11 protein-coding genes are annotated in these 11,578 nt (G+C 66.0%); 5 read left to right on the top strand and 6 right to left on the bottom strand.

What is annotated here, in order from left to right; genetic code table 11:
• Positions 1-13: 13 nt before the first annotated feature.
• The 3 genes from CH295_RS08655 to CH295_RS08645 are packed head-to-tail and all read right to left on the bottom strand — an operon-like array spanning position 14 to position 1,081.
• Positions 14-298: a hypothetical protein gene (locus tag CH295_RS08655; protein WP_094634982.1), complete on the bottom strand. Its 285-nt coding sequence runs from the start codon at positions 296-298 to the stop codon at positions 14-16.
• A 4-nt stretch (positions 299-302) separates the two neighbouring features.
• Positions 303-578: an Asp23/Gls24 family envelope stress response protein gene (locus CH295_RS08650; protein WP_037195611.1), complete on the bottom strand. Its 276-nt coding sequence runs from the start codon at positions 576-578 to the stop codon at positions 303-305.
• 11 nt (positions 579-589) lie between these two features.
• Complete coding sequence (locus CH295_RS08645; protein WP_037195609.1) at positions 590-1,081, bottom strand: Asp23/Gls24 family envelope stress response protein; 492 nt, start codon at positions 1,079-1,081, stop codon at positions 590-592.
• Positions 1,082-1,200: 119 nt separating this feature from the next.
• On the opposite strand from CH295_RS08645, the gene CH295_RS08640 reads away from it, so the two are divergent.
• From CH295_RS08640 to CH295_RS08625, 4 genes are read left to right on the top strand one after another with little or no spacing between them, the layout of a single operon-like run.
• The gene (locus tag CH295_RS08640; protein ID WP_052064936.1) at positions 1,201-1,758 is read left to right on the top strand and encodes an RNA polymerase sigma factor; all 558 of its coding nucleotides are present in this window, start codon (positions 1,201-1,203) and stop codon (positions 1,756-1,758) included.
• Positions 1,743-2,201: a hypothetical protein gene (locus tag CH295_RS08635; RefSeq protein WP_037195107.1), complete on the top strand. Its 459-nt coding sequence runs from the start codon at positions 1,743-1,745 to the stop codon at positions 2,199-2,201. The genes CH295_RS08640 and CH295_RS08635 overlap by 16 nt, the downstream gene beginning before the upstream one ends.
• Before the next feature lie 28 nt (positions 2,202-2,229).
• The gene (locus tag CH295_RS08630) at positions 2,230-4,683 is read left to right on the top strand and encodes a DUF4118 domain-containing protein (RefSeq protein ID WP_094740406.1); all 2,454 of its coding nucleotides are present in this window, start codon (positions 2,230-2,232) and stop codon (positions 4,681-4,683) included.
• On the top strand, positions 4,680-5,357 hold the full coding sequence (locus CH295_RS08625) for a response regulator (RefSeq protein WP_094634984.1): 678 nt from the start codon (positions 4,680-4,682) through the stop codon (positions 5,355-5,357). Before CH295_RS08630 ends, CH295_RS08625 begins: the two co-directional genes overlap by 4 nt.
• A gap of 19 nt (positions 5,358-5,376) precedes the next feature.
• On the opposite strand, the gene ggt is transcribed toward CH295_RS08625, so the two are convergent.
• Together ggt and CH295_RS08615 are read right to left on the bottom strand one after the other, a co-directional pair.
• Entirely contained in the window at positions 5,377-7,308 is a 1,932-nt protein-coding gene (gene ggt / locus CH295_RS08620) for a gamma-glutamyltransferase (protein ID WP_094740405.1), read from the bottom strand.
• A 21-nt stretch (positions 7,309-7,329) separates the two neighbouring features.
• Entirely contained in the window at positions 7,330-9,561 is a 2,232-nt protein-coding gene (locus tag CH295_RS08615; protein WP_037195101.1) for a putative bifunctional diguanylate cyclase/phosphodiesterase, read from the bottom strand.
• A 198-nt stretch (positions 9,562-9,759) separates the two neighbouring features.
• Here CH295_RS08615 and CH295_RS08610 point away from each other — a divergent pair, with 198 nt between their 5' ends.
• Positions 9,760-10,470 (top strand): Clp protease N-terminal domain-containing protein, encoded by a 711-nt coding sequence (locus tag CH295_RS08610; RefSeq protein ID WP_170945822.1) that lies wholly within the window; start codon positions 9,760-9,762, stop codon positions 10,468-10,470.
• Here the strand turns inward: CH295_RS08610 and CH295_RS08605 are convergent.
• A complete protein-coding gene (locus CH295_RS08605; RefSeq protein ID WP_094740404.1) occupies positions 10,467-11,441 on the bottom strand; it encodes an NAD(P)/FAD-dependent oxidoreductase in 975 nt (324 codons plus the stop codon). The two genes, CH295_RS08610 and CH295_RS08605, sit on opposite strands and share 4 nt — an antisense overlap.
• Positions 11,442-11,578: the final 137 nt, after the last annotated feature.

Raw genomic sequence — 11,578 nt, 5'->3', positions numbered from 1 at the left:
TCTTGATCTCCACTCAGAGTTCGAAGTAGTTGCGCCTGGTGACGCGTTTGCGGATGCGAGCGATCCGCTTGGGAAGTGTGCGTATCGGGGACGGAATCGAGGACGCGCGGAACGCCGTCGGCGCACTCGCTGCGTTGGCAGGGGCCGAGGGCAGCACCGCGAATCGTCGGTCGACGGCGGCGAGTTCGGCCATGTACTGGGCCGGATCCCCACCGATATCGGGGTGGTGTTCGCGTGCCACAGCGCGCCGAGCCGCCTTGTACGCGGCGGCTCGGTCGTGCGCTGCATGCTCGTTCACCTGGTCAGACTCGCACAATGTCCTCGACGGTGACGTGCACGGGCCCGTCGACCATCGTCGCTACTGTGCGACGCACGGCGTCGGCGGTCTCACGTACCGCAACCCCGAATTCGAGAGTGACGTGAACCTCGGTTCCGTCCTCCCCGATTCGAATGCCGGCGATCCGGCGTCCGGGCAGGTACGTAGCGGCTTCGCCGAACATGCCTCCGTGCAGGCCGACGACACCGTCGATCGCCAGAACGGCGTCGGCGATGTCCTCGGACCTGTCACGTTCCGTCATGTGCGGATCGGTCACTGCACTCGGGTGGTGGCGGGCTCGGTGGCGGTGTCGTCGTCGTCCGAGCCGTCGTCGAGGTAGATGTCGTGGACGACGATGTTGACCTCGGTGACCTCGAGACCGGTCATGCGCTCGACGGCGTTGATGACGTTGCGACGGATGCCTGCCGCGAGGTCTGCGATCGAGACGCCGTAGTCGGCGACGATGTCGATGTCGACGGCTGCCTGACGCTCGCCGACCTCCACCGAAACGCCCTGCGACTGGTTGACGCGTGCGCCGGGGATGCGCTCACGGAGGGCTCCGATCGCGCGGCTCGCTCCGCCGCCGACGGCATGCACTCCCTGAACCTCACGGGTGGCGATACCGGCGATCTTGGAGACGACGGTGTCGGCAATGGTGGTGCGGCCCTGCGAACTGACGAGCACGGAATCCGACTTGGTGGTGATGTCGGTCTTGCCTTCGCCGGTTGCGGATACGGTTGCCTTGGTGTCCGTCGTGGAGCTCATGAATGCCTCTCTTCGTTGAGTGTCGTGCAGAGTGTGTGTCAGGAGTTGGTCGTAGCTCGATCGCCGAAACGCACGTACCAATAAAGTGAGCTACGTCATAGATTACGTCTGGGGGCTCGATGGAGTGGGTTGATGCATCGGACCGCGTACTCGTCGGCGCAGCCGCGCTCGGCGAGACGGATGCGTTCGAGGAGATCGTTCGGCGCTACGGCCCGGAGATGTTCCGGTACGCGCGGAACATGTTGTCCGATCAAGGTGCAGCCGAGGAGGTGGTGCAGGACGCCTTCGTGGCAGCGTGGAAGGGCCTCGACAACTTTCGTGGTGACTCGGCTCTGCGAACATGGTTGTTCTCGTTGGTCTCGCACAAGGTGATCGATCATCGACGCCGTCGCAGCGTTCCGCCCGCAGAAGATTGGGTATTCGAGCGAAAGAGCACCGGCGCGGGCAGTGATCCCGAGGCGGATGTCGAAGCCGACAGCTTCATGACCGAGCTGGGCACAGCGCTCGCCGAGCTGCCCTACCGGCAGCGGGCCTGCTGGCTGCTTCGCGAGGTGGAAGGCCTGACGCACCCCGAGATCGGGGCGATCATGACCCTGTCCGCCGGAGCAGTACGTGGTCAGTTGACCAGAGCACGAGCAACATTGAGCGAAAGGTTGGCAACATGGCGAACCCACTAGAGCCGGACTCGGTTCTCGCGCGTGCTGCCACCGAACTTCGGGACGCACCGCAGGAACCCAATTGGGTGGACATCAGCGCGTCCATCATCTCGAAGGTACGCAACACCACCAGACGCACGTGGCCGATCGACAGCGCGTTCCCCTCCGGCTCCACGGCCGGACCGGAGGACTCGCTGCGGGTCAGCGACCACATCGTCAAGACGACGCTTCGCCGTGCGCTGGCAGGCGTGCACGGCGCACAGCCGACCGAGATCGACCTCGATCTCGACGACCACGCCTGCATCGGTCTGTTCGTCGCGGTGATCGGGGTGTACGGCGACGACCTGCAGGCCGCCGGAGACGAGCTGGCGACCATCGCGATCGGTACCGTGTCGGACCTGTTGGGCGTCACCCTCGGGCGCGACGTCGTCGAGATACGCGTCGACGACATCGAGGAGCGCTAGCTGTACCGGCCGGGTGAGGAGACAGGCTGTGGCGGACAGGGGTGAGCTGAGGATCTACCTCGGCGCAGCACCCGGCGTCGGCAAGACCTTCGCCATGCTCGGCGAGGCGCACCGATTGCGCAGCCGAGGCTGCGACGTCGTGGCCGCGGTGGTCGAGACACACGGCCGAGCGCGGACGATCGACGCACTCGACGGCATCGAAGTGCTGCCGATGGCGACCGTGAACTATCGCGGTTCCTCGGCGCAGGAACTCGATCTCGACGCCGTCCTGGCCCGAAAGCCGCAGGTGGTGCTCGTCGACGAACTGGCGCACACCAACACCCCGGGGAGCGTGCACGGCAAGCGGTGGCAGGACGTCGAGGTGCTCCTCGACGCGGGTATCGACGTCATCTCCACCCTCAACGTGCAGCACCTCGAATCGCTCAACGACGTGGTGCAGCAGATCACCGGAGCGCCGCAACGGGAGACGGTGCCCGACAGCGTCGTTCGAGCCGCCGACGAGGTCGAGTTGGTCGACATCACCCCCGAGGCGTTGCGCAGTAGGTTGCGGCACGGCAACGTCTACGCCGCCGAGAAGGTCGACGCGGCACTGAGCAACTACTTCCGCGGCGGCAACCTCACCGCTCTGCGCGAGCTCGCGCTGCTGTGGATCGCCGATCAGGTCGACGCGGCACTGGTGAAGTACCGCAAGGACAATCGCATCACCGACACGTGGGAGGCCCGCGAGCGCGTGGTGGTGGCAGTGACCGGCGGCCCGGAATCGGAAACCCTGCTCCGCCGAGCGAGTCGGATCGCCTCGAAGTCCAGTGCAGAACTGATGGTGCTGCACATCGTCCGCGGTGACGGGCTGATGGGCGTCTCGGCACCGCAGATGGGCTCGGTCCGCACGCTCGCCTCCGGCCTCGGTGCCAGCGTGCACAGCGTTGTCGGTGACGACGTGCCGTCGACCCTGCTCGACTTTGCCCGCGGCGTGAACGCGACCCAGCTGGTGATCGGCACCTCGAGAAGGTCCCGCGCGGCGCGAATCCTGGACGAGGGAATCGGCGCGGCAGTGGTGCAGAACTCGGGAAAGATCGACGTGCACATGGTCACTCACGCCGAGCAGGCTCGGCGACGGGGAGTGCAGGTCGACTCGGGACGGCGCCGCATTCTTGCGTGGGTTGCCGCTGTACTGGTGCCCTGCCTGGCCGCGGCAGTGCTGAGCACGGTCGGGCCCGACTTCGACTCGAGCGGCGAGAGCGCCCTGTTCTTCATGGTGGTGCTGTGCGTCGCGCTGCTGGGAGGGGTTGCGCCGGCGGCGCTCTCGGCGTTGATCGCGGGCTTCCTGCTGAACTACTTCTTCACCACCCCCAGATACAGCCTCACCATCGCCGAGCCCGACAACTTCGTCGTCACCGTCGTACTGCTCCTCGTCGCCGTCGCCGTCGCAGCCCTCGTCGACGCTGCCGCCCGGCGGACGCGTCAGGCACGCCGGGCGACGCAGGAGGCCGAACTGTTGACGCTGTTCGCCGGCTCGGTGTTGCGCGGCGCGGACCTGACCGCACTGCTCGAACGCGCCCGCGAAACGTACCGGCAGAGCGGGGTAGCGCTGTGGGACAACCAGTCCGGATCGATCGTGGGTAGCGCGGGTGCGCAGGCTCCTGTCGATCGAGCCGGGGCGGACACCGAGGTCGACGCAGGCGACTTCACGTTGTTGCTCGTCGGCGAACGCACACACGCGCACGATCGGCGAGTACTCGCCGCAGTGGCCAATCAGGCCGCCGGCATGGTCCGGCAGGCGCGCCTCGCCGAGGAAGCCAGCCGCGCCAACGCTCTCGCCGAGGCCGACGCGTTGCGTCGAGCATTGCTCTCGGCCGTCAGCCACGATCTGCGGACGCCACTGTCGGCGGTCAAGGCGGCGTCCTCGTCTCTGCGCAGCACCGATGTCCAGTTCTCGGCCGAGGACACCGACGAGTTGCTGGCCACCATCGACGAGTCTGCCGATCAGCTGACCGCTCTGGTGAGCAATCTGCTCGACTCCTCGCGGTTGCAGGCCGGTGTGGTGCAGCCGAGCCTGCGGCCTGTGTTCGTCGACGACGTGCTCAGGGGCGCGTTGGTCGGAGCGGACGACCGAGTACGCGTCGAGGTGGGCGATGTCGAGGTACTGGCCGACCCGGGTCTGCTCGAACGGGTGCTCGCGAATCTGGTGAACAACAGTGCCCGCTACGCCCCCGTCGGCGACATCACCGTCAGTGCCGCCGCGCACGGCGAACGGGCGAGTATCTCCGTCGCCGACCACGGACCCGGCATCACCGAGGGAACCGAGGAGACCATGTTCGACGCGTTCCAGCGCCTCGGTGACCGCGACAATTCGGTGGGCGTCGGGCTCGGGTTGTCGGTGGTGCGGGGATTCGTGCGGGCGATGGGCGGTACCGTCACGGCATCGAACACCGTCGGCGGCGGGCTGACGATGACGGTCGAGTTGAAGGCGGCGAGCAGGTGAAGGTGCGGGTGCTCGTCGTCGACGACGAGCCGCAGATCGTGCGAGCGTTGAGGATCAACCTCAACGTGCGTGGGTTCGAAGTGGTCAGTGCGGCGAGCGGCGGCGAGGCGCTCCGGGTGGCTGCGAACTTTCACCCGGACATCGTGATTCTCGACCTCGGCCTGCCCGACATCGACGGAATCGACGTCATCGCCGGTCTGCGCGGCTGGACCGACGTACCGATCCTCGTGCTCTCGGCGCGAACCGATTCCGCCGACACCGTCGAAGCACTCGACGCCGGTGCCGACGACTTCGTCACCAAGCCGTTCGGGATGGACGAGCTGCTGGCCCGATTGCGCGCAGCCCTGCGCCGTGGACCGCACACCGTCGCCGACCCCGTTGTCGTCACCGAGGACTTCACCGTCGACCTCGCCACAAAAACCGTTGTGCGAGACGGTGCGAGCGTGCACCTGACCCGTACCGAGTGGGGTGTGCTCGAACTACTGGTACGCAACGAGGGCAAGCTGGTGTCGCAGAAGGACATACTGCGCACCGTCTGGGGGCCCGGCCATGAGCGCGAAACACATTATCTACGAATCTATCTCGGCCAACTGAGGCAGAAGCTCGAACGAGACCCGGCCTCCCCGGTGCATCTGATCACCGAAACCGGTATGGGTTACCGATTCGTGAGCTGACCCCTATCCACGCTCGCACCTATCCACCGAGTACCTCACCCTCACGGCGCGGGTCCGCTCCGCCGATCCAGCCGCCGTCGGTGCGCTGCAGCGCGCTCAGTCCACTGGACTGATCTGCGACCGACACCTCGTGGCCCATCTCGCGGAGCGCCGCGACCACCGGATCGTCCTCGCCCGAGACGTTCGGGTGTTCACCGCCGTAGTTGGTCGACGGCGTGTTGGCCGCTCCGAAGTCGACCATCGACACCGCCTGCTGCGGATCCATGCCCCAATCGAGCAGTCCCACCAGCGTTTTGACGACGAACTGGATGATCACCGAGCCACCGGGAGAGCCGGCGACGAGGACCAGATCGCCGCGCTCGCCGTCGTCGTTGCGGTCGAAGACCAACGTCGGGGCCATCGAACTGCGCGGACGCTTCCCCGGCTCGACGCGATTGGCCATCGGAGTTCCGTCCTCGGCCACGGGAGCCGCGGAGAAATCGGTGAGCTGATTGTTGAGCAGGAAGCCGTCGACCATGTGGAACGAGCCGAAGGCCGACTCGACGGTCGTCGTCATCGAGGCCGCATTGCCCTGACTGTCGACGACCGAGATGTGGCTGGTACCGAACTCTGGATCGGTGGACGAGGCGAACTGCACCGGGCCGAAGTCGCCGGGCTGCGCGATACCCATCGACTTGCCCTCGTCGATCAGTCCGGCTCGCTCGCTGAGGTATTCGGGATCGAGCAGCGCATCGGGTGAACCGCCGGGCAGGGGAACGAAGTCCGGATCGGCGACGTACTTGTCACGATCGGCGTAGGCCAGGCGCTCGGCCTCGGCGATCAGGTGCACACCCTCGGCCGTCGGGGTTCCGCCGTTGGCGTCCATCCCCGTCGGCGCGTACTGCGACAGGTCGAAGTTCGACAGAATCCCCATCGCCGACGCCACCGCGATACCGCCCGAGGACGGGCCTGGCATACCGCAGATGTCGTGGTCGCGGTACTCGGTGCACACGGCCGTGCGGGTCTTGGGTTCGTACGCGGCGAGATCCTCCAGCGTGATCTGCCCGGGAGTGCGGCCTGCGGTGGTGTCGGCGGTGGCGTCGACGATGGCCTGTGCGATGTCACCGGTGTAGAAGGCGTCTGCCCCGTCGGTTGCGATGGCGGACAGCGTCTTCGACATCGCCGGGTTGTTCAGCACCGTCCCGGCCGGCTTGCCGGTGCCGTCGGGCTGCAGGAAGTAGTCCTTGGACGCTGGGTCGAGGGCGAGCTTCGGTGCCGAGTCGGCGATGGACGAGGCCATCCGTGGGCTGATCTCGATTCCGTTGTCGGCGAGGTCGATTGCAGGTTGGAAGAGCTCGCCCCATTGCTCGGTGCCGTGATCGGCGTGGGCCTGCTCGAGCATCCGCAGCACCCCCGGGACGCCGATCGAGCGACCACTGGACCGGGCATCGGGTTGCGGCAGAGTGCGATTCACGTCGTCGATGTACCGCAGGTAGTCCCCGGTGGCGCTCATCGGGGCGGTCTCGCGGCCGTCGTAGCTCTGCACTTCACCGGTCGCTGCGTCGTAGTACATCAGGAATGCACCGCCGCCGATACCGGAGGACTGCGGCTCGACGAGGCCGAGCACCGTCTGCGCCACGATCAGTGCGTCGGCCGCGGTGCCCCCGTCCCGCAGGACCGCGCACGCGGCCTCGGTGGAGACCGGATTGGCCGTCGAGACGGAGTACGAGGCCGTCTCCACCGGGGTCATGTTCGATCGATACCCGGTCGCCACTTCGGGATTGGTGGAGATGTCGCCCGAATTCGCACTCGGTGTCGCTCCTACCGGGGTGCCGCCACTGGCACCGAGGACGCAGCTGTTCTCGGCCGCGGAGTCAGGATCGGTGCTCTCGCTGCTACTGCACGCGGCGAGCGGCACCAGCAGCAGGGCACATGCAAGGACAGTCGAGCGGTGCACTCCGATTACAGACACCGACCGACGCTAACATCCGGCTCACCTGCCGGCACGGGTCTCGGCAGATTCGAGAAGCCAGTGTGCGACGGGTGCAGGTCTACCGAACAGAAAGCCCTGCGCGAAGCGGCATTCGAGAGCCTCGATGATCTCGGCCTGTTCCTCGGTCTCGACGCCCTCGGCCACCGTCGCCACCGGCAGCGCCGACGCCATGGCGACGATCGCGCGAATCAGCTGAGTGTCGGATTCCGAACTGCCGATCTGGTGGACGAAGGACTTGTCGATCTTGAGCAGCGCGATCGGCATCGCGCGCAGCCTGCTCAGCGAGGAGTAGCCGATGCCGAAGTCGTCGAGAACGATGAGCACACCCATCGCGGCGAGTCGGTCGAGAACGCTTTTCGCCGTGCCCATGTCGTCGATCAGGACGCTCTCGGTGATCTCGAGGGCCAGATCCGCTCCGTCGAGGTCGTACGTGTCGAGCAGTCGCCCGACGATGACCGGCAACGAATCGTCCCGCAATTGCATCGGGGACACGTTCACCGACATGGTGACGTCCTGGCCGTTGGATCGCAGTGTCACCAGGTCCGACATCGCGGTGCGCAGCACCCATTCGCCGATTTCCTTGATGAGATTGGTCGATTCGGCAATCGAGATGAACTCGTTGGGGGTACGCACTCGCCCCTGCCAGTTCCAGCGCACGAGTGCCTCGTAGACGACGGTGGTGCGCGAGACGGTCTCGATGATCGGCTGATAGTACACCTCGAGCTCGCCGCGTCTGATCGCGCCGCGCAGCGCGGTGGCGGTCTCGATCGCGGATGTCGCTCGCGCACGCAGGGACTCGTCGAAGAATGCGTAGCGCGCCGCGCCGAGAGACTTGGCGTGATACATCGCGGTATCGGCCTCGCGGATGGCGTCGTGCAATCGGTCCGCGTCGGCGATCCCCACCGAGGCCGTGACGTATGCCGTTGCGGCGCTCAGGGGGAACGGTTCGTTGGTCCGATCGATGATGCGGCGGGCCAACGCCTCTGCTCCGCCGCGATCGCGACGGGTCAGCACGACGAACTCGTCACCGGCGTACCTGACCACGGTGTCGGCGGCACCGAGTGCGGCGCGGATGCGTCGCGCTGCGGCCACGATGAGTTCGTCACCGACGCGGTGACCGTACGAGTCGTTGACCATCTTGAAGTTGTCGAGGTCGACGAACAGAACGCATGTGCGTCCCGGAGTCTGGCTGCGCTCGAGCCGGGTGAATTCCTCGTCGAGCATCGTGCGGTTCGGTAGGCCGGTCAACAGATCGTGAGCGGCCAGGTATTTCGCGTGCTCCTCGCCGACCTGCACTCGGGTCAGCGCGCGTTCGCCGCGCAGGAAGGCACCCACCAGGATCGACGCGAGCAACAGGGACCGGACGATCAGATCTCCGGTGGACACGGCCGAGCCCAGCAGCGGCACCGTGGCACAGACGACCAGCAGCGTCACCACGAACACGACGCGACGGCTGCTGTGCGCCGGTGCAGGAGTCTGCCGTTGGGAGACGGTGCGCATCGACGGATCGAGGGCCGCCATCGCCAGGGAGAGATACGCGAACAGGTAGATGCCGTCGAGCAATCCCGAGGACGGCGCGTCGTCGGTGGTGGCAGCGAATGCGTACGAGATGTCGCCGACGAGTGTCGCGACGAGTGCGATCAAGGCCCACTGCAGCGCTGGGGTACGGGGCTTGGACGAGAACAGTAGGTAGGTGGTCAGGGTGATCAGTGCTGCGTCTATCGCCGGATACAGCCCGTTGACCACCGTCGATGCCGAGGAACGAGGAGATTCGAGGGCCGGTGAGATGAACAGCAACCACGACAGGAAGAGGGTGCCGAGGAAGATCAGGCCGGCGTCGACGAGTGGAGTGATGTCGTCGATCGACTGCCGATCTCGGATCCACCGCGAGAGTGCGTACCCGACGAGTGCGTACCCGGTCAGTGTGAACAGATCCGGCAGCAGCGGGAACGAGTGATTCAGTGCGGTGGGATCGCTGCGGAGCGAGACCCCGAACATGAACAGCACCGAGGCACCGAACAGTGCCCACCAGCATCGAGAGTCGTCGGGGCGGTATCTACGGATCGCGGCGCTGATGGTGAGTACCGATCCGACGGCAACGGTGGCGAGGACACCGGCCCGCACTCCGGCGTCGCCGAGAACGAAGACGGTGCTCGCGACGACGACCACTGCCACCAGACCCGCGGTTCTTCTGGTGTGCATGGGGAAGGGCGCAGCGACCTTCGTGTTCATCGAAGGACCTACTTCCTTCTCGCTCGTGGCGTTCGCATGGCTGTTCGCGACGCCTCCATGGGTGAATATACGTCTTTGCGCAGCGCACACGGGGCCGAAGTTCGCCGCCGTCGGTGAAGAAGTTCAACAGATGTTGCAACGGCACAGTGTCGTCAACCTAGGGTTGACGGCTGCACATCGTCAACCTACAGTTGACGCATGACGCAACCACTGAAGATGACGAACCCCGTCCGTCTCGACGATCTCATCGACGCCATCGAGAAAGTGCACACCGATGCGCTCGACCAACTCTCGGGTGCGGTGATCGCGGCCGATTCCCTCGGCGAGGTCGCCGACCATCTGATCGGGCATTTCGTCGATCGAGCCCGCCGCTCAGGGGCGTCCTGGACTGCGATCGGAGCATCCATGGGAGTCAGCAAGCAGGCGGTGCAGAAGCGCTTCGTTGCGAAGGGCGGCGACGATCCCGCCGATCTCGATGCCAGTCAGGGCTTCTCGCGCTTCACTCCACGGGCGCGCAACGTGGTGGTCGGAGCGCAGAACGAGGCTCGGGCCACTGCCAACGACTGCATCACCACCGGGCATCTGATCCTCGGTCTGCTCGGCGAACCCGAGGGATTCGCAGCGAAACTGCTGGGCGCGCAGGGCCTCACGCCCGAGCAGATCCGTTCTGCGGTGACGGCGACGCTGCCGGAACCGACCGACCCCGTACCCGATCTCGTGCCGTTCGACGCCGGTGCCAAGAAGGTGCTGGAACTGACTTTCCGTGAGGCGCTTCGGCTGGGGCACAACTACGTCGGTACCGAGCACATTCTGCTGGCACTCTTGGAGAACGAGGACGCCACGCTCGCCTCGCTCGGCGTCCGCAAGGACACCGTCGAAGAGGGGCTGGCGGCGGCGCTCGGTATCTAGGAAGCGATGGCCTTCGCTCGTTCGAGAGCGATGCGGACATCCTCCTCGATCAGGTCACCGTTGATCGCAGCGCCGGCCTTGACTCCAGCCGCGGACGCCGCCACCACGGTGTCCATCGGTGCAGACACGTTGCCTGCAACCCATACTCCGGGAACGGATGTGGCACCGACGGGATCGGCCTCGACGTACGTGCCGAGGACGTGGTCGTTCATGACCATCTCGGTCGTGGCCAACCCCAGCGACATCAGGATGTCCGCGCGCGAGGTGAAGTTGGGTCCTACGACCAACGCGTCGAGCGGGATCTGCGTGCCGCTCGCGAGTGTCACTCCCACGATCGCGTCGCTGTCGACATCGACCCGAGCGATCTCCTCGCCGACGACCTCGATGCCACTTGCGGCGAGTCGCGCGAGGTCCTCTTCGGCCAGTGTCGGTGCCGTGTGCGCGAACACCGTGACGTGCTCGGTGAGCTGACGCCACATCTGTGCCTGGTGTCCGACCATGGCGCTGCCGATGATTCCGATCCTGCGATCGCGTACCTCCCAGCCATGGCAGTACGGGCAGTGCAATACATCGCGCCCCCACCGATCGGCGAGGCCGGGGATGTCCGGAAGAACATCGGTGAGGCCGGTGGTGACCAGGAGGCGGCGGCCGCCGACGACGGAACCGTCGGCGAGAGTCACCTCGAACCCGGTGTCGGTTCGACTCGCGGATGCGGCGACGCCCTCGACGATGCGTACGCCGTAGTGCCGCGCCTCGTCTCGGCCGAGTCGAACCAGCTCGAGAGGCGACTCCCCGTCGCGGGTGAGGTAGTTGTGGGAATGCGCTGCCGGTGCGTTGCGGGGATCGCCCGCGTCGATGATCGCGACGGATCGTCGGGAACGGCCGAGGGCCACGGCGGCGCTGAGTCCGGCGACTCCGCCGCCGACGATGATCGCGTCGACCTGAGTGTGTCGATCGGTGTCTGTAGTCATGTGGAGAGTGTCCGGCAGAGGGTAAGTATTGGCAAGGAATATTGCCATTGCAGCAAATGGTCGGAGCGAAAAATACCGTGTGCTGGGATTGGAGGCGCAGATTCGGCCATTCGCCGAATTGTGATCGTGCCGACTGG

The organism is Rhodococcus sp. 14-2483-1-2 (assembly GCF_002259405.1).
GTDB lineage: Bacteria > Actinomycetota > Actinomycetes > Mycobacteriales > Mycobacteriaceae > Rhodococcoides.
Note: the sequence above shows the minus strand (reverse complement) of the source record. Positions and strands in the feature narration are given on the sequence as shown.